The sequence below is a fragment of the Pseudomonas sp. Irchel 3F6 genome (assembly GCF_900187595.1).
GTDB lineage: Bacteria > Pseudomonadota > Gammaproteobacteria > Pseudomonadales > Pseudomonadaceae > Aquipseudomonas > Aquipseudomonas siliginis.
In genome coordinates, this window is record NZ_FYDP01000009.1 from 197,575 (window position 1) to 219,666 (window position 22,092).

General features: G+C 59.9%; 19 protein-coding genes. 5 read left to right on the top strand and 14 right to left on the bottom strand.

The window, feature by feature from the left end:
* Nucleotides 1-2 precede the first annotated feature (2 nt).
* Complete coding sequence (locus CKW30_RS25185) at nucleotides 3-4,829, bottom strand: NEL-type E3 ubiquitin ligase domain-containing protein (protein ID WP_095182248.1); 4,827 nt, start codon at nucleotides 4,827-4,829, stop codon at nucleotides 3-5.
* Between the two features lie 364 nt (nucleotides 4,830-5,193).
* Between CKW30_RS25185 and CKW30_RS25190 the strand changes: the two genes are divergently transcribed.
* The 4 genes from CKW30_RS25190 to CKW30_RS25205 all read left to right on the top strand — a co-directional run bounded on the left by CKW30_RS25190 (nucleotide 5,194) and on the right by CKW30_RS25205 (nucleotide 10,472).
* Complete coding sequence (locus CKW30_RS25190) at nucleotides 5,194-6,966, top strand: N-acetylglutaminylglutamine amidotransferase (RefSeq protein ID WP_095182249.1); 1,773 nt, start codon at nucleotides 5,194-5,196, stop codon at nucleotides 6,964-6,966.
* Nucleotides 6,967-6,969: 3 nt separating this feature from the next.
* Nucleotides 6,970-8,718, top strand: coding sequence for an N-acetylglutaminylglutamine synthetase (gene ngg / locus CKW30_RS25195; RefSeq protein WP_095182250.1), 1,749 nt, complete (start codon nucleotides 6,970-6,972; stop codon nucleotides 8,716-8,718).
* A 166-nt stretch (nucleotides 8,719-8,884) separates the two neighbouring features.
* Entirely contained in the window at nucleotides 8,885-10,075 is a 1,191-nt protein-coding gene (locus CKW30_RS25200) for an osmoprotectant NAGGN system M42 family peptidase (protein WP_024013890.1), read from the top strand.
* 169 nt (nucleotides 10,076-10,244) lie between these two features.
* Nucleotides 10,245-10,472 (top strand): YheU family protein, encoded by a 228-nt coding sequence (locus CKW30_RS25205; RefSeq protein WP_095182251.1) that lies wholly within the window; start codon nucleotides 10,245-10,247, stop codon nucleotides 10,470-10,472.
* A gap of 5 nt (nucleotides 10,473-10,477) precedes the next feature.
* Here CKW30_RS25205 and csrA read toward each other — a convergent pair whose 3' ends face one another.
* The 3 genes from csrA to CKW30_RS25220 form a co-directional block, all read right to left on the bottom strand.
* The gene (gene csrA, locus CKW30_RS25210) at nucleotides 10,478-10,663 is read right to left on the bottom strand and encodes a carbon storage regulator CsrA (RefSeq protein WP_024013891.1); all 186 of its coding nucleotides are present in this window, start codon (nucleotides 10,661-10,663) and stop codon (nucleotides 10,478-10,480) included.
* A gap of 133 nt (nucleotides 10,664-10,796) precedes the next feature.
* Nucleotides 10,797-11,129: a YnfA family protein gene (locus tag CKW30_RS25215; RefSeq protein ID WP_016770946.1), complete on the bottom strand. Its 333-nt coding sequence runs from the start codon at nucleotides 11,127-11,129 to the stop codon at nucleotides 10,797-10,799.
* A 63-nt stretch (nucleotides 11,130-11,192) separates the two neighbouring features.
* Nucleotides 11,193-12,008: an SDR family oxidoreductase gene (locus CKW30_RS25220; RefSeq protein ID WP_076563780.1), complete on the bottom strand. Its 816-nt coding sequence runs from the start codon at nucleotides 12,006-12,008 to the stop codon at nucleotides 11,193-11,195.
* A gap of 331 nt (nucleotides 12,009-12,339) precedes the next feature.
* On the opposite strand from CKW30_RS25220, the gene CKW30_RS25225 reads away from it, so the two are divergent.
* Nucleotides 12,340-12,492, top strand: coding sequence for a DUF3309 family protein (locus tag CKW30_RS25225; protein WP_003183939.1), 153 nt, complete (start codon nucleotides 12,340-12,342; stop codon nucleotides 12,490-12,492).
* Between the two features lie 71 nt (nucleotides 12,493-12,563).
* Here CKW30_RS25225 and CKW30_RS25230 read toward each other — a convergent pair whose 3' ends face one another.
* From CKW30_RS25230 to CKW30_RS25275, 10 genes are all read right to left on the bottom strand, one after another.
* Nucleotides 12,564-14,657 (bottom strand): LTA synthase family protein, encoded by a 2,094-nt coding sequence (locus CKW30_RS25230; protein WP_095182252.1) that lies wholly within the window; start codon nucleotides 14,655-14,657, stop codon nucleotides 12,564-12,566.
* A 313-nt stretch (nucleotides 14,658-14,970) separates the two neighbouring features.
* On the bottom strand, nucleotides 14,971-15,576 hold the full coding sequence (locus CKW30_RS25235; protein ID WP_071173184.1) for an START domain-containing protein: 606 nt from the start codon (nucleotides 15,574-15,576) through the stop codon (nucleotides 14,971-14,973).
* Nucleotides 15,577-15,616: 40 nt separating this feature from the next.
* A complete protein-coding gene (locus CKW30_RS25240) occupies nucleotides 15,617-15,871 on the bottom strand; it encodes a YkgJ family cysteine cluster protein (RefSeq protein WP_071173185.1) in 255 nt (84 codons plus the stop codon).
* Nucleotides 15,872-16,034: 163 nt separating this feature from the next.
* On the bottom strand, nucleotides 16,035-16,508 hold the full coding sequence (locus tag CKW30_RS25245; RefSeq protein WP_095182253.1) for a translation initiation factor 2: 474 nt from the start codon (nucleotides 16,506-16,508) through the stop codon (nucleotides 16,035-16,037).
* Nucleotides 16,509-16,586: 78 nt separating this feature from the next.
* Entirely contained in the window at nucleotides 16,587-18,026 is a 1,440-nt protein-coding gene (locus CKW30_RS25250; protein WP_041478242.1) for a PLP-dependent aminotransferase family protein, read from the bottom strand.
* 201 nt (nucleotides 18,027-18,227) lie between these two features.
* On the bottom strand, nucleotides 18,228-19,040 hold the full coding sequence (locus CKW30_RS25255; protein ID WP_056788304.1) for an OmpA family protein: 813 nt from the start codon (nucleotides 19,038-19,040) through the stop codon (nucleotides 18,228-18,230).
* A complete protein-coding gene (locus tag CKW30_RS25260; protein ID WP_038860459.1) occupies nucleotides 19,037-19,399 on the bottom strand; it encodes a DUF4398 domain-containing protein in 363 nt (120 codons plus the stop codon). Before CKW30_RS25260 ends, CKW30_RS25255 begins: the two co-directional genes overlap by 4 nt.
* 9 nt (nucleotides 19,400-19,408) lie before the next feature.
* A complete protein-coding gene (locus CKW30_RS25265) occupies nucleotides 19,409-20,230 on the bottom strand; it encodes an ABC transporter substrate-binding protein (RefSeq protein ID WP_095182254.1) in 822 nt (273 codons plus the stop codon).
* An 82-nt stretch (nucleotides 20,231-20,312) separates the two neighbouring features.
* A complete protein-coding gene (locus CKW30_RS25270; RefSeq protein ID WP_016770954.1) occupies nucleotides 20,313-21,242 on the bottom strand; it encodes an electron transfer flavoprotein subunit alpha/FixB family protein in 930 nt (309 codons plus the stop codon).
* Nucleotides 21,243-21,992 carry an electron transfer flavoprotein subunit beta/FixA family protein gene (locus tag CKW30_RS25275; RefSeq protein ID WP_007908338.1) on the bottom strand — a complete coding sequence of 250 codons (750 nt, stop codon included), beginning with the start codon at nucleotides 21,990-21,992 and terminating at the stop codon, nucleotides 21,243-21,245. It lies immediately after the preceding gene.
* Nucleotides 21,993-22,092 lie beyond the last annotated feature (100 nt).

Consider the following 22,092-nt stretch of genomic DNA (forward strand, 5'->3'; position numbering starts at 1 on the left):
TTTCACGTATCGGGCATTTCGCAGATGCCCAGATCCATCAGCCGTATCGCGTCTTCCGTCAGGCTCTTGAACAGCACGTCTTCAGCCTGGTCCTTTTCAAGCTTGAGTGCCTGGTTCTGACTCAAATAATCGCCAGAGGGCAGCGTGTCCTTCTTGTCGAACAGTGCGCTCATTTGCGGGTCGTACAGGTCATCGATCAGCGCAAACTTGCGGACAAATATGCGTCGCAGATAGTCACGCCAGAACGTTCGCCCCTGCATGTATTCCAGCCATTGCGGGGAGAGTTCAGCGGTGAAGACGCGATTTTTTGCGACCTCAAGATCAGCGGCCGTCACGCCACTCTGGGCACTGAACAGCATATCTTTCGGTTGACCGCGCAGACCCAGCGCATCGGTGAGACCGATCCGGTAAGCGAGGTTCATTTCCAGCGCATCGACCTTTGGCGCCCGGAGCGAATGCTCCCGGGCGATTTCTTCCAGCCTGTCCAGCCGGAACAGACTGCGGCCCAGTTCCAACAGCGCCTTGGCAGTGCCCCTGCTCCCGCTTGCAGCCCTGCTCACCCGCTCGACTTCCACTGCGACTTCAAGGCGACTGAAAACCAGCGCCGCGTTATCGGTGCAGTGCAGCGGATCGGCCGCGATGTCGAGCAGTTGACGACCCAGCGGCTCGTCAGCTTCCGCCGCCTTCAGTACCGCCCAGACGCGTCGCTGCATGTCAGCGCTGCCCTGTTTGCCGTCTGCGGTATCGCCCAGTTGCGCCAGCAAAGTGAACAAGCCATCGGCCGTCCGCTCGCTGCGCAATGCCGCCCAGATGCGCGACTGCTCTGCCCACTCTTCGCCACTGACCTTGGTCAACCAGAGCGAGCGCGCCGTTTGCTCGTTCAGCCGTGCGATGTCATCGGCGACATAGTCCATCCCAACGCCGAAATTATCGCGATAGTTCTCCAGATGCGTTTTGGCCGTTTCCGAAAAGGGGTTCAGCCCAAGCTTGAGTGCGCCGGTGAAACGTCGTGATTTCTCGAATAACCACTCGGGCAGCTCCGTGATGCTGTTGGCGGTCAGATCCATCAGTTCAATGTGCGCAGAATGGTCGAGGCCTTCTGGCAGTTCGGTGATGCCGGTATCGTTCAGCGACAAGCGACGCAGTTGCGACATTCGGCTGAAATCAGGGGTGGCACCCAACGGATTCTTGTCCAGATTCAGGTAGCGTAAAGTGCTCAGCCTGTTCAGCTTCGCCAGGGTCTGCTCGGTGAGCTTGAGCTGATTGTTTGCCAGGCTCAGCCGTTGCAGACGCGGCATGTGCGACAACATTTCAGGCAGCCGGGTGATCGCGTTGCTGCCCAGTTCCAGCGAGTCGAGCTGTTTGAAGGACTTGAGGAAGTACGCCACATCATCACCCAGCGCCATGTTCCGCATCGACAATTGCTCGACATGGTCGAAGCTCACCGACGACGGTAACGTCGGCACCTTACCGATGCGCATGCCGTCAAGGTCAAGGGTACAGAGGTTTTTTCCCTCTTCGTTGGTGGCCCAATGAAAGCGTCGAAACGCTTCCTCGATCAGCTCGGCAGCCATTTTCCGACTGTGCCGCGCTTCGGCCAGATCGCCCCCAATGGCTTGCAGGGCGGCGGCATCTTCACTCCAGACAAACAGAGCGTCACGCAGGGTTTGCAGATCCTGACGCAGGGCTTTGATGCGGGTCGCACGGCTCAACGGATCATCGCCCAGTGCATCGAGCAATTGACTGAGCTGCGGCTCGCTCAGACGCGGATAAAGCCTGCGCGCTTTGCGCAGCAGTGTGCGTGAATGAGCTGTCGCGGGGACCTGATCGCCTTGCACACAGGCCGGCTCGACGGGAAGTGATTCCGTACTGCCGCCGCGCAATGCCCGCGCAGTGACCTCGCGTTCGTCGAGGGCAACGTTGAGCAGCTTTTTGCGTAACTGTTGTGTACTGAGCTGTCCGGCATCGGCAAACCCGAGTGCGGTCCGCTGACGTGGCGGCAATGCCTTGAGGATGGCCATGTACAAAGCGTCGGGGCCGGATGCCACCTTGCCCAAGGATTTTTTGTCGCCGCCAAACGCCTCATAGCCCTGCGTGGACTTCACCAGATAGCCGGTATTTTCCGAGGTCGCCGACGCATCGCCGATGTCTTCGAGTATCGGTCCGGTCAAGGCGTTGTCGCGCATTTGCAGACGCAGCTGTGCGTTCCAGCCGCTCAGGCGCGGCAGTAATTTCATGGCCAGCCTGTCGGTGTCGGCATTGGCCAGCCACGACCAGTGCAACCCGCTCAGCGCCCGGTCAAGCCGCACCTCGGCAATACCGGCCCGAGCCCGCTGTCCCAACCGCAAGGGCGCGCTCCCGGTCGAGCGCAAGTGCAGGCGCTCGACACTCGAAGCGCGGTCGATCAGCCTTTGACCATCGCGCGCCGGAATGTCGGCGAAAACCTGGCGCAATTTGCCCAGATCCTGCGCGTCACTGTGGTCATAGCGCTTGTACATCCGCTCGAACGCCGCGCGGTAATCGGATTTGAGCGCAGCACCCAGTTTTCTTGCCAGCCCGGTGGCTTGCGTGCTTTTCGCGACTTTGCCGCCGAGCAAGGCCTCGACTTCATGCTCGTAGAGGCCGTCGATGACGGTTTGCAGCAAGCGCCCGAGTGCCAACTGGCCTTGGGTGACCGGCACTCCCAGGGTTTCGTCGAGCGTGCTGTTTGCAGGATAAGTGGTTTCGACGTCTCCTTCATGACCGATGACCTCAAGGTATCGGTCAGTCGGCCAGCCCGGCAGTTGCGTCAAGGCGTGCATCTGTTCTTCCAGAGGTTGCTCGGAGTGGATCTCGCCGTTTTCCAGTTCCGTGGTCAACTCACGCAGCTGGCGCTCGATGCGCACGCGCTCGACGGTATCGCGCAGGCGTACCGGCAGGCTCAGATTGTCGTTGAAGGTCTCCAGCAAGGTCTGCTGCGAGGTGTTGCTCAGCCGGCGAAGGATGTCCAGGTCGCTGTCGGCAAATTCGCTCAACTGCGGATCGATGCGCTTGAGCGTGTAGGCGCTGCTGCCCCATTCTTCGGGCTGTTCAGCGGGGAACCGCCAGCCGCCCTCGACGTGGCGGATCAGTTCCGGAGCATAGGCTTGTGCGCGTGCGGGGTGTTCCAGGCGCCAGTGCTGAGTGTCGATATCAAAGTTGCCCGCCAACAGGCGGTGCTCGAAGCGGGCGATGGTCTTGTTGCCGATCTGGTAGAACTCCTTTGAACCGGCACCGATGGTGAATCCGGCCGGCAAAGCATGCTCGTACGGGCTCAAATCGGACTTCCACAGGCGTGGCTTGCCGGCCCGATCGAGTATCGCGGTGAACTGCGCGAAGAACTCCGGATGCGTGCGCAGCAGTTTTTTGCCCACAGTTCCCAGCACCTTCTGACCGCCGGCGAAAACGCCCATCAATGCGATGTTCTCTACCACACTGAGCAGATGTGACAGTGCTTCCTGATGATCACCGCGGCGCCAGTCCGCGACGCCGTCATACACTTCACCGAGCAATTGCCCGACCGCGACGCCCATCATCAATTGCCCCAGGACCGGCACGAACAACCCCGCCACCGATGCCACAGTCACCCCGCGCTGAACGAAATCCAACAGGCGTTTCTGTCGGATCTCTTCATCGATATCAGCGGTTGGCACCGCCAGTTTGCGCGCGTCGATCTGCAACTTGCCGACATGGCTTTGCACCATGAAATCAAAAAGCGCCACATTGATCGGCCATTGTTCGACGACGCCCAGATCGGGTTTCTCAGCCAACGCCTTGAAGAAGTCAGCCTTGTCATCTTCATCGAGGCTGCCGGCGAAATACCCCTGATATTCCGTGCTCTTGAGTTGTTGCGCGAGGTAGCGCTTGAACGCATTGAAACTCGGGTACTCATACACGGCGCGCTCGGGCTCGCCGGGCATATACACCATGCATCCGTCCTCAGGGTGTTGTTCCACGGAGCGTTTGGAAAATACCACCACGCCCCAAACGCAGCTGTCGAGGATTCTGATGCCCTGCATGATCATCGGGTCTTTGCCGTAGCGCAGGTGCTGCGCCGAAGCGACGCCTTCGGCCAGCATCAGATCCTGCAGCATGCGCAAACCAGCTGCGGTGATATCGCCCTTGAGCTCCGCAAGATGAGCGTCCAGCTCCAGCAACGATTGCTTCAATGCGGCGATATTGCGGGTCATGGCACTGGTCGCCACGACTTTGCCGCAGTCCTCACGCAGACCGAACACTTGCTGCAGATGCTCCTGGTATTTCTTGCCCAGATCCAGCTTGCGGCACAACGCTGCGAACGCTGCCGGCGTCAGATCCTTCACGCCAGCGGGCACACTCTTGACGCGCACCAGGCTGCCGGCGGGGAAACCGTCGGCCTGCTCCTCGTCTGCGGTGAAGTTTTGCATGGCTGCCTGCAACAGGCTTTGCGTCGCGTGTCTGACCAAGCCGATCTCGGCCTGATCCGTCGCCTTCACATCGCAGCTACAATCGACGCCGGGCAGGCTGAGCAGATCCTCGCTCACGTCATAGACCGCTGGCCATTTCTCGCTCAGCGCCGCGTTGAGTTCGCTGATGCAGAAGCTGTGCAATGGTTTGAGCCGGGTCAGATCCTTGTCGACTTTGACTTGCAGGGTGTGCAGTTCACGATTGATTTCGTCCAGCTTGTTCAGCGTGGCCGCAGAAGCCGTGAGCAGATGCGCCGGCAGGCTTTTTTCCAGGCTTTCAGCGGTATCGAGGTCACCGGTCGCGGCGTACAAGGTGCTCAGGACCGAGGCCTGAATCTGTGGATTTGTCTTGTCTTGGGTGGGCATGGCAATAGTCCTTTATTGCGATTTGAAGCCTTGACCCTAGCGCTGCCGGGCAGCCGATAACAGTTCAAAATGCTGGACAAAATCCACGCAGATCAAACGCTTTTTTGTATGGAAAAAACAGCCCTGCACCACCCCACCCGGGACGTCCGTGCACGTGTGGGCTTATGCAAAAAAAGCGTAACGGCGCAGGGGTACATCCCGAGACTCGATCCGCACCGATAGCGTTACGGCCGGAGCCAGCGTGGCCGCCTTATAACTTATCGATCTAAAACTCCACCTACCGAGACAGGTCAGTTTCTGAGTACCCGCACTTCTCGCGCGGTACGGCTTGACCTTCCCCAACGGAAAAACCGGTAAGGACTTTATGTGCGGATTAGCTGGCGAGTTACGTTTTGATCAACAACCTGCAGACCTTGCAGCGATCGAGAGAATCACCCATCACCTGGCCCCTCGCGGCCCTGACGCGTGGGGCTTCCATGCCCAAGGGCCAATTGCCCTGGGCCATCGACGCCTGAAAATCATGGACCTGTCGGACGGCTCTGCGCAGCCGATGATCGACAGCCAACTGGGCCTGTCCCTGGCGTTCAACGGTGCGATCTACAACTTCCCGGAATTGCGCGCAGAGCTCGAAGCACTCGGTTATGCCTTCTATTCGGGTGGCGACACCGAAGTGCTGCTCAAGGGTTATCACGCCTGGGGCGAGGCGCTGCTGCCGAAGCTCAATGGCATGTTTGCTTTCGCTATCTGGGAGCGTGATGCCCAGCGCCTGTTCATCGCTCGTGACCGTCTCGGCGTAAAGCCGTTGTACCTGTCGCGCACTGGCCAACGCTTGCGTTTTGCCTCAGCACTGCCGGCGCTGCTCAAGGGCGGCGACATCAACCCGATCCTCGATCCGGTGGCGCTCAATCACTATCTGAATTTCCACGCGGTCGTACCCGCGCCGCGCACCTTGCTGGCCGGTATCGAAAAACTGCCGCCCGCCACCTGGATGCGCGTTGAAGCCGATGGCCGCACCGAGCAGAAAACCTGGTGGACCCTGCCCTACGGCCCGCATGAGGACGAGAAAAACCTCAACCTCGAAGACTGGGTCGATCGCGTCCTCGACAGCACCCGCGAAGCGGTGGCGATTCGTCAGCGTGCGGCGGTGGATGTCGGTGTGTTGCTGTCCGGCGGTGTCGACTCGAGCATGCTCGTCGGCCTGTTGCGCGAAGTCGGTGTAGAGAATCTGTCGACCTTCTCCATCGGTTTCCAGGATGCCGGCGGCGAGCGCGGCGACGAATTCCAGTACTCGGACCTGATCGCCAAGCACTACGGCACGCGCCACCATCAGTTGCGCATCGACGAGAAAGAAATCATCGAGCAACTGCCCGCCGCGTTCCGGGCGATGAGCGAGCCGATGGTCAGCCATGACTGCATCGCTTTCTATCTGTTGTCCCGGGAAGTGGCCAAGCACTGCAAAGTGGTGCAGAGCGGCCAAGGCGCAGACGAACTGTTTGCCGGTTACCACTGGTATCCGCAGGTCGACGGCGCGGCGGACCCATACGCGGCCTACCGCGATGCGTTCTTTGATCGCAGCTACGACGACTACGCGGCGACTGTGCAGCCGAAATGGCTGGTCGACCACGATGCGGCCGGCGATTTCGTCAAACAGCACTTTGCCCAGCCCGGCGCCGAGGCTGCCGTGGACAAAGCGCTGCGCCTGGACAGCACGGTGATGCTGGTCGATGACCCGGTCAAACGCGTCGATAACATGACCATGGCCTGGGGCCTGGAAGCGCGTACGCCGTTTCTCGACTATCGACTGGTCGAACTGTCGGCGCGGGTGCCGGGCCAATTCAAGCTGCCCGATGGCGGCAAGCAAGTGCTGAAAGAAGCTGCGCGCCGGGTCATTCCAAGCGAAGTGATCGACCGCAAGAAGGGCTATTTCCCGGTGCCGGGTCTCAAGCACTTGCAGGGCGACACGCTCAACTGGGTGCGCGAACTGCTGCTGGATCCGAGCCAGGATCGCGGCCTGTTCAACCCGACCATGCTCGACAAGCTTTTGACTGATCCGCAAGGCCAACTGACCCCGTTGCGCGGTTCGAAACTGTGGCAACTGGCGGCCCTGAACCTGTGGCTCAGTGAACAAGGAATCTGATTGATGAAACCCCATGCCACGTCCATCAACCAGCGCCTGTTGCGTGGTCAGGCCCCCTCGTATGAACGTTTGCAGGCGCGCCTGGCCGAAGACGGCAGCGAGCCTGCCACCGCCCCGATTGCCGTGCATTGCGGCTGGGGCCGGCTGCTGATCGGCCATACCTTTCCCGACCCGGCGTCGCTCGCGCAGGAGCTGCTCAACGAGCAGCCCGGCGAACGCGATATCGCCCTGTATGTTGCCGCACCGCAGCAGATTCTCGGCCTCGAGCCGACGCAGCTGTTTCTCGATCCATCCGACACCCTGCGTTTATGGTTCAGCGATTACCGGCAGGCCACGCGGGTGTTTCGCGGCTTCCGCATTCGTCGTGCGCAAAGCGAAACCGACTGGCAGGGCATCAACCGTTTGTACCAGGCGCGCGGCATGTTGCCGATCGATCAGGAGCTGCTCACCCCACATCATCAGGGCGGCCCGGTGTACTGGCTGGCGGAAGACGAGGACAGCGGCGCGGTGATCGGCAGTGTCATGGGTCTCAATCATGAAAAAGCCTTCAACGACCCGGAACACGGCAGCAGCCTGTGGTGCCTGGCGGTCGACCCGCATTGCTCACGCCCCGGCGTCGGCGAAGTGCTGGTGCGGCATCTGGTCGAGCACTTCATGAGTCGTGGTCTGGCTTATCTGGATCTGTCGGTGCTGCACGACAACCGTCAGGCGAAAAACCTCTACGCCAAACTGGGTTTCCGCAACCTGCCGACGTTTGCCATCAAGCGCAAAAACGGCATCAACCAGCCGCTGTTTCTCGGCCCGGGTCCGGAGGCGAATTTCAATCCTTACGCGCGGATCATCGTCGAAGAAGCCCATCGGCGCGGTATCGACGTGCAAGTGGATGACGCCGACGCCGGGCTGTTCACCCTCAGCCATGGCGGCCGTCGCGTGCGCTGCCGCGAGTCGCTCAGCGACCTGACCAGTGCGATCAGCATGACCCTGTGCCAGGACAAAAGTCTGACCCACAAGGTGCTCAAGGCCGCAGGCCTGAAACTGCCCGCGCAGCAACTGGCGGGCAATGCCGACGACAATCTGGCCTTCCTCGATGAACACCAACGGGTGGTGGTCAAACCTCTCGATGGCGAACAGGGCCACGGCGTCGCGGTGGATCTGCGCACCATCGAAGAAGTGCAGAAGGCCATCGAAACCGCCAAGCAGTTTGACAGTCGCGTGCTGCTGGAAAGCTTCCACGAAGGCCTTGATCTGCGCATCGTGGTGATCGGCTTTGAAGTGGTTGCGGCGGCGATTCGCCGTCCGGCGGAAGTGGTTGGCGATGGTCAGCATTCGATCGGTGCGCTGATCGAAGCGCAGAGCCGCCGCCGGCAAGCCGCCACCAGTGGCGAAAGCAAGATTCCGCTGGACCACGAAACCCAACGCACGCTGCACGCTGCCGGCTATGACTACAGCAGCATCCTGCCGGCCGGCGAGCATCTGTTCGTGCGGCGCACGGCCAATCTGCACACCGGCGGTACGCTGGAAGACGTGACCGACATTCTTCATCCGACCCTGATCGACGCGGCAGTGCGTGCGGCGCGTGCGCTGGACATTCCGATGGTCGGGCTCGATCTGATGGTGCCGGCGGCGGATCAGCCCGAGTACGTGTTCATCGAAGCCAACGAACGCGCCGGCCTGGCCAACCATGAACCGCAGCCGACGGCGGAACGCTTTGTCGATCTGTTGTTTCCGCATAGTCAGCCGGCTGTTTCGTGATTATGAAGCGCCTCTACTGACGCCTTCGCGAGCAGGCTCGCTCCCACAGGGTGAATGCATTCCAAATGTGGGAGCGAGCCTGCTCGCGAAGAGGCCCTGAACGTCACCACCAATTTTCCTCATCGAAACCATCGATGTGCTCAACCCATCAGGAGTTTCCATGACCATGACCACACAAATCCCTGAACCGGATCTGGCTTACCTGCAAAAAGTCCTGCTGGAAATGCTCGCCATTCCCAGCCCTACCGGTTTCACCGACACCATCGTGCGCTATGTCGCCGAGCGTCTCGAAGAGCTGGGCATTCCTTTTGAAATGACCCGGCGCGGCACCATCCGCGCGACGTTGAAGGGCAAAAAGAGCAGCCCTGACCGCGCGGTGTCTGCGCACCTGGACACCATCGGCGCTGCTGTGCGTGCGGTGAAAGACAACGGTCGCCTGACCCTCGCCCCGGTCGGTTGCTGGTCGAGCCGCTTTGCCGAGGGTAGCCGGGTCAGCCTGTTTACCGACACCGGGGTGATTCGCGGCAGCGTGTTGCCGCTGATGGCGTCCGGGCATGCGTTCAATACCCAGGTCGATGAAATGCCGATCAGTTGGGACCACGTCGAACTGCGTCTGGACGCCTACTGCACGACCAAGGCCGATTGCGAGTCGCTGGGCATTCATGTCGGCGACGTGGTGGCCTTCGATCCGCTGCCGGAGTTCACCGAAAGCGGCCATATCAGCGCCCGCCATCTCGACGACAAGGCCGGTGTTGCCGCATTGCTCGCTGCGCTCAAGGCGATTGTCGACAGTGGCCAGGAACTGAACATCGATTGCCATCCACTGTTCACCATCACCGAGGAAACCGGCAGCGGTGCAGCGGCGGCATTGCCGTGGGACGTCAGCGAATTTGTCGGCATCGACATTGCACCGGTCGCCCCCGGCCAGCATTCCAGCGAACACGCGGTGAGCGTGGCGATGCAGGACTCCGGCGGGCCGTATGACTATCACCTGTCGCGGCATCTGTTGCGTCTGGCCGATGAACACGAATTGCCGGTGCGCCGTGACATGTTCCGCTATTACTTCAGCGATGCGCACTCGGCGGTCACCGCCGGCCACGACATTCGTACTGCCCTGCTCGCTTTCGGCTGCGATGCCACGCATGGCTACGAACGCACGCACATCGACAGCCTGGCGGCGCTCAGCCGTTTGCTCGGCGCGTACATTCTGAGCCCGCCGGTCTTCGCCAGCGATGCGGCGCCAGCCAATGCTTCACTGGATCGCTTCAGCCATCAGATTGAGCATGACACCCAAATGGAAAGCGAAACCCGCGTGCCGCCGGTGGACAGTCTGGTGGGGCAGCGTTCTGACAGTTGAACCTTCGGTGAACAGATAACCGCTTTCGCGAGCAGGCGCGCTCCCACAGGGATCGCATTTCAAAGGTGGGAGCGAGCCTGCTCGCGAATTGGCAGGCAAGACCGATACAAAACTGGCACGCAAAACCCAATCCCCGTAGCATCCCGACATTGATTTGACCGAGGTGCCCATGCTCATTCCCCAAGACGCGCTTGAAGTCGACACCCTCACCCGCCTGATCGAGGATTTCGTCACCCGCGACGGTACCGACAACGGCGATGACACCCCGCTGGAAACCCGCGTCCTGCGCGTGCGTCAGGCACTGACCAAAGGCCAGGCATTGATCGTGTTCGATCCGGAAAGCGAGCAGTGCCAGCTGATGCTCAAGCACGACGTACCCAAGCATCTGTTCGACTGAAACCGTCAGCCAGCCTTCGCCGCAGCCTCCTTGCGCTTGATCCGGTCATAGACCTCGGCGCGGTGTACATGGACCTTTTTCGGCGCCTCGACGCCGAAGCGCACGCTGGAGCCGTTGACCGACAGAACACGCAGGGTGATGTCGTCTCCGATTGAAATCAACTCACCGACCACACGGCTGAGTACAAGCATGGGATTCATCCTTCAGGACTGGCAAACCCTGAAGATGCGCGGCTTACAGCGTCTTCACAATCCACGACGAGCAAATCAGTCTTGCCCTACAGGCGCCCACGCCCACGGCTGTCAGACACTTCGCACAAAAGCCTCAGGCAGCGGAAAAGCGCGGCCCGAACAGAATGATGCTGGCACCGACCACGCACAGGGCCATGCCAATCCAGTCCGAGCCCAGCGGACGCACCCGCTCGACCACCGCCAGCCAGCCAATCGAAGCAACGATGTAGATCCCGCCATACGCGGCATAGGCGCGCCCGGCGTAGGCCGCTTCAACACGGGTCAGCAATAGCGCGAACAGGGTCAGGCTGAGCAACGCGGGAATCACCCACAACGCACTCTTGCCCTGACGCAGCCACATGTAGAAGGCAAAACAGCCGGCGATTTCAAACAGCGCCGCAAGGAAGAACCACAAGTAATTGAGCATGGAGGCGTCTCGACAGGGTGACCGTGGCGGCCACCCTAACGACGCGGCGGGAATCGAACAAGATCAAGCGTTGTTTTGTTTGGCCTTGGCGCGCATTTTCTCGGCCATGGAAGTCATTTCGTTGTAGAGCAGTTGCGGATTCTTTTGCTTGATTGCCCAGGCCATGCGCCCTTGTTCGTGGGGCAGAATCAAGAATTCACCGGCGGCGACTTGCTGATAGATGTAGTCAGCGATGTCGGCGGCGCTGATCGGCGAACTTTCCAGCAACTTGCCGACCTGGGCTTTCATGGCCGGGGTCGGGCCACGGAAAGAATCGAGCAAGTTGGTCTGGAAGAACGACGGGCAAACCACATGCACCGCCACTTCCTGCTGTGCCAGTTCGATCAGCAGACTCTCCGACAACGCCACTACGCCGGCCTTGGCCACGTTGTAGTTACTCATTGCCGGGCCCTGCATCAACGCGGCCATGGAGGCGATGTTGATGATCTTGCCCTTGCTCTCTTCCAGCAGCGGCAGGAACGCCTTGCAGCCCTTGACCACGCCCATCAGGTTGATCGCGATCTGCCAGTCCCAGTCTTCCAGCGACAACTCGCTGAAAAACCCGCCCGAGGCGACGCCGGCATTGTTGACGATGATGTCGATGCCGCCGAGCTTCTCTTCGCAGGCCTGGGCGAAGGCCGTGAGCTGGCTGTAATCGCGCACGTCGCAGCGCTGGATGAAACCGTCACCGCCCGCCTCGCGCACCAGCTTCAGGGTTTCCTGCAGGCCGGGCTCACTGACATCGGACAAGGCCAGCCGCCAGCCTTCACGGGCCCAGCGCAGCGCGATTTCGCGACCCAGGCCTGAGCCTGCACCAGTGATCATCATGCGATTTTGCATAGCGGACAGCCTTGTTGTTCCGGGAGAGATGCGCCGAGTGTAGCGAAGGAACTTCGTTCGCCCACGCTCCATCCAGTTGCTGAATGGAGGATCAAAAGATTCCAGCCGTCATTGTTTTCCGGTTGGTCTCATGCAGGAGCTGACGAGTGCAACGAGGCTGCGATCTTTTTGCTGGAAAGGAAATAACCGAGCAATCCAAATACATTAAAAAAACATTGAATTTTTTTTCATCGGCGCAAGTCGGAACATGTAAGCCGGCTGGAATTTAGTTGCTCTCCAGCTGCCCACTGAGCATCAAGACTCTTCCAGACTCTGAACAAGGAAATCACCCATGGGCACAATTCTAATCATCATCCTGATCCTGTTGCTGATCGGTGGTCTGCCGGTCTTCCCGCACTCAAGAAGTTGGGGTTATGGCCCGTCGGGCATTATCGGCGTGGTGTTGGTCGTGCTGCTGGTGCTGTTGTTACTCGGCAAGATATGACGATTTGAAGCGGTAAAAAAAGAGGCCCTTGTTCAGGGCCTCTTTTTTATTGCGTGGACTTTAAGAAGTGATCAGTCCGGCTTGCCATGAATAACACCGGCGGTGTTATCGAGCAGGCTCTTGGTCGCGGTTTGCAGGAACGCCTCAAGTTTGAGTTTGAGTTCGGCAGTGCGCGGCGCGTCCGGCACTACTTCGGCGTGCGGGTTGGCGCCGAGCTGGTATTGCCAGATTTTCGGGCCCATGTCCTTGTCACGCGGCAGCACCAGAATCTGGTCGGCGGTGACAATGGCGGTGGTCTGTTCGCTGCCCGATGGCTTGATCACACCGAAACCGGTATCGCCCTGCGGCAGGTTGAGCAGGTCACGGCCCCAGCACTGGTGACGCACTTCGCCACCGAGACGGCCCATGATGGTCGGTACGATGTCGATCTGCGTGCCCACGGTGTGGTCGCGGGTACCGAACTTCTGCTGAATGCCCGGGGCAATCATCAGCATCGGCACGTTGAAGCGGCCCAGGTCCATTTCAGTGATCTGGCGCTCGTTGCCGAAGCCATGGTCGCCGACGATGACAAACAGGGTTTCGTTGAAGTACTTCTCTTTGCGCGCCTTCTCGAAGAACTGGCCGAGCGCCCAATCGGAGTAGCGCATCGCGGTCAGGTGTTCGTTGAGGCTGCCACGGTCAGTCACGCGCTCGACCGGCAATGGCGTCGGCAAGGCGTACGGCGTGTGGTTGGACAGGGTTTGCAGCAGCGCGTAGAACGGCTTGCCGTTTTCCCGCGCCTTCAGTTCCTGCAGGCCACGATCGAACATGTCCTGGTCGGACACGCCCCAGGTCGGATCGGAGAACACCGGGTTGACGAAGTCATTGCGGCCAACGAAGTTGGTCATGCCCTGGTTGCTGAAGAAGCCCGACTGGTTATCCCAGGCGAAATCGCCGTTGTAGACATAGACGTCGTCATAGTCGCGGGCGCTGAGCAACTGCGGCAGGCCGGACAGTTTGTGGCTGCCTTCCGGGGTCTGCATCAGGTATTCGAAACCTGGCAGGTTGGGGAAGCAGGCCATGGTCGCGAACATGCCCTGATGGGTGTGGGTGCCGTTGGAGAAGAAACGGTCGAACAGCAGACCTTCCTTCGACAGCTTGTCCAGGTACGGGGTGATATTGCCCGGCGCGCCCAAAGCACCGACCGAGTGACCGGCCATGCTTTCCATCAGGATCACCACAACGTTCTTGATCGGCAGGGTCTTGTCAGCCGACGGCATGTAGTCGCGGCGAACAGCGGCGATGTCGGCATCGACCAGTTTGTCGTCCGGCATCAGCAGCATGTCGCGCACCACTTGCTGCGCCTGTTCCTGAGGCAGCGTGGCTTTCCAGATATTGTCGCGGTCTTCGCCCATGCGCGCCTTGGCTGCGGCGACCAGCGACAGCGTGCCATTGAGGCCGAGCTGGTTGGCGAAGTTGGAATCGGTGGTATAGACGTCACCCCAACGCATCGGCGGGCCTTGACGCAAGGTGCCGCGAGCGGCGACGACACAGATCAGCAGGCAGACCACGAACACCGCCAGGCGGGTGTACCACGGCGCAACCTGACGGGAGCTGACGCTGCCCCCGCTGAACGGTCCGCGCGGGCGGGTGGCGCGGTCGGCGCCTTTGAATGCCAGAGTCAGAATGACCGTGCCGATCACCCACGCCAGCACGTAGCGAACCACCGGGAAACCGTACCAGAGCATGCTCATTACGGTTTTCGGGTCTTCCTTCACGTACTGGAACACCAGACCATTGAGGCGCTGGTGAAACTCGCGGTAGAAGTCCATTTCCATCAGGCCGAGGAACAGCGCGATGCTCGAGGCGACGGTCAGCCACAGACGGAAGAAACCGCGCGCGGCCATGGCCCGGGCACTGAACAGCGCCAGCACCAGCGGAATGCACAGGTAGACCACCAGGCGCAGGTCGAAACGCAGACCGTTGACGAACGCTTCAAGGAAGGTCGCGGCCGGGGTGTCGAGGATCATCTCGCGGTTGTAGACCAGCAGCGCGAGGCGCAGCGCGGAAAACATCACCATCATGACCAGCGCGCACAGCAGCGTGTAGGCCAGATGCGATTTGACGGTCGGTTGCAGCAGACGAGCAGAAGATCGCTGCTGACTCAGGGCGTCCGGGTTTGCCATGTCGTTTTAGGACCCATTGGAAGTTGAAGTTGCAAAAATACAGCGGCGCCATGCCCTCTATTGGTCAATCCAGACCCCGGGGCGTGCGCGGTGCGCAAATGTTGCACGATCGTTCACACCATTGCCATTGATTACTGCCCAGCCCTTCGAGACTTTCATTCGAAGGCTGGCAACGCAATGGCAGTCAACAAGTGCGGGCGAATTGTCTTGGAGACTTTGTGAAAATTTCGTGCAACGCATATCTGGAAATACAATTTAGAGACAAAACAAAACGCCCCGAAGCGATCGGGGCGTTTTGCTTACAGCCAATTGATTATTTCTCGGCGCGTTCTTTCAGCGCTTTCAGGGTATTGAATGGCGCATCGACCACAAACTTGTTGGCGACCATGGCCGGCACGCTACCGCCCGGCTCGGTGTGCACCTGGTAAGTCACTTCAACCTGATCGCCTTTAGGCACGAACTTCCAGAAGCCTTTGACTTGCTGAACCCGCACGAAGCCTTTTTCTTCCGGCAGATAGGTCGGCACGCCTTCAAGATTACGGGTCAGGCTGCCATCGGCGCCCTCAACAGTGGTGATCTTCAACACCGAATCACGCGGGGTCACCGGCCACGGCGTATTGAATTGCGAATAGGTCCAGCTCAGATCGCCTTCGTGCTTGAGCAGTTTCTGGCTCTTGCATTCGTGAATCCACGCGCAGGCGCCGGAGACGTCTTCCTGCAAGGCACGCAGTTTGGCAACGGTGGTTTTCATCAGCGCAACGCCTTGGTAGGACTTGTAATCCGAACCGGGTATTTCGCTCAGGGAAACCTTGATGCCGTCTTCGTTCTTGGCAACTTTCCAGTCTTCCGCGTGGACGACCGAAGTGGCAAGTACGGCAGTCAGACCACACAACACAGCGATACGGTGCAGCGAACCCATAGTGTTATTCCTTATTGTTGAAGTTCCGTTCGTGAACACATCATGCCGCCGTCATCTGCTCCCACCAGCCGATCAATCTGATCGCTTCTTGCGAACTGCTGCCGCAAACCTCGACATCCGCAGCGAAACCCGAGCAGACAGCCGGACGTTCCGGACGGCCGAAAATGCTGCACAGGTTATCGACCGACAGTTGCACGCAACGTTCGCCGGCGGGTTTGCCATCGGGCATGCCGGGGATCGGCGAACTGATGGAGGGGGCAATGCAGCAAGCGCCACAGCCTTCACGGCATTTCATGACGAACAGATCCTCGCGACGGGCGATGTGTAAAGAGACGGGGAACAGAGTAACCGCTAAAACAGCTGTTTCAAATTGCTGCAAGCGGCTTTTCAACGATAAGTAAAAGTGACCGGGCAGTCTCCGACGAAGCGTCTGCTCTGCGCGTCGCAGAGGCCTGCATCTATTGCTTGAATTCGAAATCCAGCGCCGCGCCTTCCACATCGCGTCGCGCTTCGTTGCGCAATTGCAACTCCATTTCATTGCTGAGCAAGCGGCCGTTGAGCTGGAAGCCGTTATCTTTTTCGCCAAACATCTGCGGCAGGATCGCCTCGCGTTTGGGCAGTTCTACGGTGCCCTGTGGCTTCAGGTCTTCAACCATATCCTTGGGCAGGCTGAGATCGAGTTTTGCCGGCGGCAATTTGGTCTTGGCCACTTCGCTGGCGGATTTCGACTTCGAGGCAACCGGGCGGCGCTTCTTCACCGTGGCGTTTTTTTTGGCCTGGGCTTTTTTTGCCGGCGCCGCGGTTTTAACGGTTTTTTTCGTGGTACTGGTCGCTGCCGGTTTTTCCTGGGCTGCGGCCGCCATGACACCCGGTGCCTGACCGATCATCAACAAACCCAGCAATACCCACGCGGCAGGAACAATGGCTTTCATGGACCCAACGAACTAACGGCAGAGGGCCACATGCTCGCTTGTTGTGCGTCACATGACAAGCACCACCGCCCTCCTCGTTCAGAATCCGCCAGCCATTTCCTGACACAGTTGGGTCGCCAACAGACCCAGCGTCATCAGCGCGCGCTCCGCTTCGCGGTTCCACGGAATGCCGCAGTTGAGGCGGATACAGTGGTTGAACTGCTCGGTGTTGCTGAAGATCAGACCCGGCGCGATGCTGATGCCTTGTTGCAGTGCGCGGACATGCAATTCCTGGGTGTTGACCCGCCCCGGCAAGCTCACCCAAAGGATGAAACCGCCCGTTGGCCGGGACATCTGCGTGCCTTCAGGGAAATGCTGTTGAACCGCCAGCTGGAACGCGCTGAGGTTCTTCCGGTATTCCTGACGGATGTAGCGTAAATGCCGGTCATAACCGCCGTTTTCCAGATACGCGGCAATCGCCATCTGCGTGACGCTGCACGCCGAATGGGTGCTGAAGGTTTGCAGGCGCTGGATTTCCTGTTGGTATTTGCCGGCGATCATCCAGCCGATACGCACACCTGGCGACAAGGTTTTGGAGAAGCTCGAGCAGTAGATCACCCGATCCAGCCTGTCGTAAGCCTTCAGCGCCTTGGTACGGCCCTGCTCGAACATCAGTTCGCCGTAGATATCGTCTTCGACAATCTGAATGTCGAAATCCGAGGCCAGACGCAACAACTGTTTCTGCCGCTCTTCCGGCATGGTTCCGCCGAGGGGATTGCTCAGGCGCGTGGTCAGCACCAGCGCCTTGATCGACCACTGGTTGGCGGCCAGTTGCAAGGCTTCCAGGCTCATGCCGGTGGCGGGGTCGCTGGGGATTTCGATGACCTTCAGGCCAAGCAGATCGGCCAGTTGCAGCAGGCCGTAATAGGTCGGTGATTCGGCAGCGATCAGATCCCCCGGCCGGGTCAGCACACGCAATGACATCTGCAAGGCGTCGACACAGCCGTGGGTAATCACCACTTCCGACGGATCGACCACCACGCCGGCGTCACGCATGCGGATCGCGACTTGCCGACGCAGCGGTTCGAAGCCGGGGCTGAACATGTAGCTGAACGCCCGTGGACTGTGAAACCGGGTGACCTTGGCCAGTTGCTGATGCAGCGCGCGCACCGGCAGATAATCGACGCTCGGCACCGCAGCGCCCAGCGGAAACACGCCTTCGCGGCGGGATTCGACCAATACCTGCTGAATGATGCTGCTGCGCGTCACCAGCCCCGGCCGTTCGACCCGGGCAATATCCGGCGTCGGCGCGGTCAGCGCTGGGGTCTGGTGCACGTAGTAACCCGACTGCGGTCGGGCGCGGATCAGGCCCTGATCTTCAAGGTTGGCGTAAGCCTGCAACACCGTCGCATGACTGACGTTGAGCTGCGAACTCATCTTGCGCACCGAAGGCACGCGCTCCCCCGGTTGATAGACACCACGGCGGATGTCTTCGGCCAGTTGCTGAGCAATACGTTGGTAGAGCAAGAGATTGGTCATGACGCAGCACTCGATTTCACGGGCGTTTTATTCTTGTGTGAAACAATACCGGAACAGTTTAGAAGTGTACTGGGACAGTTGCCAGATTACTCGACCGTACAGTGGGGTGTCTGCCCCATCTGTACGGTTTTGCGCAGCAATCGACAGACATAAAAAAGCCCGGCACTGCATGACAGTCCGGGCTTTCCAGAGACGCAACCCTCAACGGGCGGCGCCGAGCTGGCCTTTTTCGTCAGAGAACACGATTTCCACCCGGCGGTTCTGCGCCCTGCCGCGCTCGGAGGCGTTGGCGTCAACCGGGAACTGGTCGCCATAACCTTCGACCTGAATGCGTTTTTCATCGATGCCCAGATCGACCAGCACGTCAGCCACCGACTGCGCACGATCGCGGGACAGTTTGAGGTTTTCCTGTTTGCCACCGGTGCTGTCGGTGTAACCCTCGATGCGCACCACGCGCTTGGGGTTAAGTTGCAGAAACTGGACGATCTTCAGCACGACACGGTTGGCCGAGTTTTTCAGTTCCGCCTGGCCGGTGTCGAACAACACGTCGCCGAGGGTCATGACCAGCCCCCGATCGGTCTGAGTGGTGGCCAGCGCCTCGATCTGTTCCTCCAGCCACTTGCCCTGCTGCTGCACACTGAGCAGCTTCGACTCGCGCAGAGCCAGTTGCAGACGCTGACGCTCAAGCTCGAGCTTGGCTGCGCGTTCCTCGTTGAGCGCCTGGTTGGTGTGCTCGCGGGCGATTTCGCTGTAGCGCTGGCTCAAGTAGGCGTAATGCACCACGTCGGCACCGCTGCCCCAATAGGTCGACAGCCGATCGGCACGGGCCAGGGATTCGCCGGCGCGGATCACGTCTTTCGGCGCAATGCGCAGGACGTTGGAATCTTCCTTGACCTTCTGGAAATCAGCGCCGGCCTGTTGCAGCGCCGCCTCGCTGTGCTGGCCAGCGCAGCCGTACAGGCTGGCGCAACCGGCGAGGAGCAGAATGCCCAAAGCGTTGGACTTGAGGCTCATTGCGCTTCCCCCAGTTGCAGCTGCTTGCGCAGGCGGACAATGCGGGTATTGAGCACATTGAGTTGCTCTTCACTTTTTTTCGTCAGCACCTTGGCCTCGGCCAGACGTGCATCCAGCTCGGCCTGCTCGGCACGCATGCGCGCGTTGCGATAGGACTCGTCGGCCATGCTGCCTTTGGCGCGGTTGTATTTTGTTTCGGCCAGTTGCATTTCCGGCACTTCGTCAGCGGTGGCGCCGACTGCCTTGGCCTGCACGATGGCTTGTTCGGTCAAACGCATTTGTTCACTGGGTGCCGGATCGGATGCGCACCCGGCCAGGGCCAGAACGGCCACAGCCGCGAAAAGAGGTCGAATACTCACTAAGAATCCCTACTGTTTTGGGGCACTGACAGGTTGTGGCGGCTGTTGCTGTTGCGCCTTCCAGCGCTCGATGTTGCGTTGCAGCGCGGCTTCCGTCAGTCCGGACGCGGGCAATTCTGTCATCTTTTTGGCGAGCTGTCCGCGCAACCACGGATCGTTGCAGGCCGAGTTATGCGAAACCGCGAGGAACAGACCCGGCCGGTCGATGGGTTGTTCGAACGCCAACAGATCGCTGGTCATGCCCAATGTCTGCGCGGCGGCCAGGCCTGAGTAACGTCCGGCGAGGACATATTCCACCTCGCCCAACAGCAGTTTCTGTAATGCCTCGGTAAGGTTTGCTGTGCGGGTCAGGGTCAGATTCTGTTCGGCGAAAGTGCCGAATGCCTGGGTCATCCGCGACTTTTCCGACACCGCCCCGGCATGGCCTTTCAGGTCGCTGGCCTCGCCGTAGGTCAGCGTCGAGCCTTTGCGCGTCCACACCAGGTAGTCGTTTTCCAGCAGTGGCGGATGAATGAAGTCGAAGTTTTCCAGCTCATTCACGGTCAGCGGCGCGTCGGCCAGCATGTCCATACGCCCGCTACGCACTTCATCGAGGACCTGCGAGCGTTTGCCGGCGTAGAGCAGGTCGACTTTGATGCCCAGATCCTTGGCCACTTGCTGCAACAGATCGGCACTGGCGCCGATCAGGCGCTTGGGGTTTTGCGGGTCCTGCCACAAGTACGGCGGTGCATCCGGGCTGCCGGTGACAACCAGGCGCTCGCACTTGCCAGCGGCCGTGGCCAGACCTGGCAACAGCACCCATCCCAACAACCATCCGCAGCGCAGATCCATGGCAAAACGCTCCCCAGTCAAATCCAAGACAAAAAAAAAGCCCGACCAACAGGCCGGGCTCTTTATAAGTGAAGCCGCCGGATTAGACCAGCTTCTCCAGCTCAGGTACTGCTTCGAACAGATCCGCCACGAGGCCGTAATCGGCCACCTGGAAGATCGGCGCTTCTTCGTCCTTGTTGATCGCAACGATCACTTTGGAGTCTTTCATACCGGCCAGATGCTGGATCGCGCCGGAGATACCGACGGCAATGTACAGCTGTGGCGCAACGATCTTGCCGGTCTGACCGACCTGCATGTCGTTCGGTACGAAACCTGCGTCGACCGCAGCGCGCGAAGCGCCAACAGCAGCGCCGAGCTTGTCGGCCAGCGCGTACAGGTGTTTGAAGTTGTCACCGTTCTGCATGCCGCGGCCGCCAGAGACGACGATCTTGGCAGCGGTCAGCTCAGGACGATCGGACTTGGCCAGCTCTTCGCTGACGAAGCTCGAAGTACCGGCGTCGTGCGCAGCGCCAACAGCTTCAACGGCAGCCGAACCACCTTCAGCAGCAACCGGATCGAAACCGGTGGCACGCACGGTGATCACTTTGATCGCGGCGGTCGATTGCACGGTGGCGATGGCGTTACCGGCGTAGATCGGACGCTTGAAAGTGTCAGCACTTTCTACCGAGATGATCTCGGAGATCTGGTCAACGTCCAGCGCAGCAGCAACGCGCGGCAGGATGTTTTTGCCGTTGGAGGTCGCGGCAGCCAGGATGTGGCTGTAGCCAGCGCCCAGCTCTGCAACCAGCGGTGCAACGTTTTCCGGCAGCTGATGCGCGTAAGCGGCGTTGTCAGCATTCAGGACTTTGCTCACGCCAGCGATTTTCGCTGCGGCTTCGGCCACCGGGCCTGCGCCCTGACCTGCTACCAGAACGTGGATGTCGCCGCCGATTTTTGCCGCAGCAGCCACGGTGTTCAGTGTGGCCGGGGCCAGCACTTTGTTGTCGTGTTCAGCAATAACCAAGATAGTCATTTAGATTACCTTCGCTTCGTTCTTGAGTTTTTCAACCAGTTCAGCCACCGACTTGACCTTGATGCCCGCGCTGCGTGCAGCCGGCGCTTCGACTTTCAGTGTCTTGTTGGTGGAGGCGGTGGAAACGCCCAAAGCGTCCGGAGTCAGCACTTCGAGAGGCTTCTTCTTGGCTTTCATGATGTTTGGCAGGGACGCATAGCGCGGCTCGTTCAAACGCAGGTCGGTGGTGACGATGGCCGGCAGTTTCAGCGAAACGGTCTGCGCGCCGCCGTCGATTTCGCGAGTCACGGCAACGCTGTCGCCGGAGACTTCGACTTTCGAAGCGAAGGTGCCCTGACCGTAGCCGCTCAGTGCCGCGAGCATCTGGCCGGTCTGGTTGTTGTCGCTGTCGATCGCCTGTTTGCCAAGGATCACCAGCTGAGGCTGCTCCTTGTCGACAACGGCCTTGAGCAGCTTGGCCACGGCCAGCGAGGTCAGGTCTTCAGCGGATTCGACGAGGATGGCGCGGTCGGCACCCAGAGCCAGTGCGGTACGCAGCTGCTCCTGAGCGGTGGTCGGGCCGATCGAGACGACGACGATTTCAGTCGCAACGCCCTTCTCTTTCAGGCGTACGGCTTCTTCCACGGCGATTTCGCAGAACGGGTTCATCGACATCTTGACGTTGGCGAGGTCGACGCCGGAATTGTCCGCCTTGACGCGGACCTTGACGTTGTAATCCACAACGCGTTTGACAGCTACAAGAACCTTCATGGATTCCTCGTTACTCTCCGGTGAAAAGAAAGTCGCCTAGGCGAACCTGGCGGATGATGCTCATCGGGCGACAAGGGCACCTCTAAAAACGCCGGCTTGA

Excerpts from the sequence above, each read along its gene's own strand:
- CKW30_RS25185 (WP_095182248.1), bottom strand. The coding sequence starts at position 4,829 with ATGCCCACCCAAGACAAGACAAATCCACAGATTCAGGCCTCGGTCCTG.
- CKW30_RS25190 (WP_095182249.1), top strand. The coding sequence starts at position 5,194 with ATGTGCGGATTAGCTGGCGAGTTACGTTTTGATCAACAACCTGCAGAC.
- ngg (WP_095182250.1), top strand. The coding sequence starts at position 6,970 with ATGAAACCCCATGCCACGTCCATCAACCAGCGCCTGTTGCGTGGTCAG.
- CKW30_RS25200 (WP_024013890.1), top strand. The coding sequence starts at position 8,885 with ATGACCACACAAATCCCTGAACCGGATCTGGCTTACCTGCAAAAAGTC.
- CKW30_RS25205 (WP_095182251.1), top strand. The coding sequence starts at position 10,245 with ATGCTCATTCCCCAAGACGCGCTTGAAGTCGACACCCTCACCCGCCTG.
- csrA (WP_024013891.1), bottom strand. The coding sequence starts at position 10,663 with ATGCTTGTACTCAGCCGTGTGGTCGGTGAGTTGATTTCAATCGGAGAC.
- CKW30_RS25215 (WP_016770946.1), bottom strand. The coding sequence starts at position 11,129 with ATGCTCAATTACTTGTGGTTCTTCCTTGCGGCGCTGTTTGAAATCGCC.
- CKW30_RS25220 (WP_076563780.1), bottom strand. The coding sequence starts at position 12,008 with ATGCAAAATCGCATGATGATCACTGGTGCAGGCTCAGGCCTGGGTCGC.
- CKW30_RS25225 (WP_003183939.1), top strand. The coding sequence starts at position 12,340 with ATGGGCACAATTCTAATCATCATCCTGATCCTGTTGCTGATCGGTGGT.
- CKW30_RS25230 (WP_095182252.1), bottom strand. The coding sequence starts at position 14,657 with ATGGCAAACCCGGACGCCCTGAGTCAGCAGCGATCTTCTGCTCGTCTG.
- CKW30_RS25235 (WP_071173184.1), bottom strand. The coding sequence starts at position 15,576 with ATGGGTTCGCTGCACCGTATCGCTGTGTTGTGTGGTCTGACTGCCGTA.
- CKW30_RS25240 (WP_071173185.1), bottom strand. The coding sequence starts at position 15,871 with ATGAAATGCCGTGAAGGCTGTGGCGCTTGCTGCATTGCCCCCTCCATC.
- CKW30_RS25245 (WP_095182253.1), bottom strand. The coding sequence starts at position 16,508 with ATGAAAGCCATTGTTCCTGCCGCGTGGGTATTGCTGGGTTTGTTGATG.
- CKW30_RS25250 (WP_041478242.1), bottom strand. The coding sequence starts at position 18,026 with ATGACCAATCTCTTGCTCTACCAACGTATTGCTCAGCAACTGGCCGAA.
- CKW30_RS25255 (WP_056788304.1), bottom strand. The coding sequence starts at position 19,040 with ATGAGCCTCAAGTCCAACGCTTTGGGCATTCTGCTCCTCGCCGGTTGC.
- CKW30_RS25265 (WP_095182254.1), bottom strand. The coding sequence starts at position 20,230 with ATGGATCTGCGCTGCGGATGGTTGTTGGGATGGGTGCTGTTGCCAGGT.
- CKW30_RS25270 (WP_016770954.1), bottom strand. The coding sequence starts at position 21,242 with ATGACTATCTTGGTTATTGCTGAACACGACAACAAAGTGCTGGCCCCG.
- CKW30_RS25275 (WP_007908338.1), bottom strand. The coding sequence starts at position 21,992 with ATGAAGGTTCTTGTAGCTGTCAAACGCGTTGTGGATTACAACGTCAAG.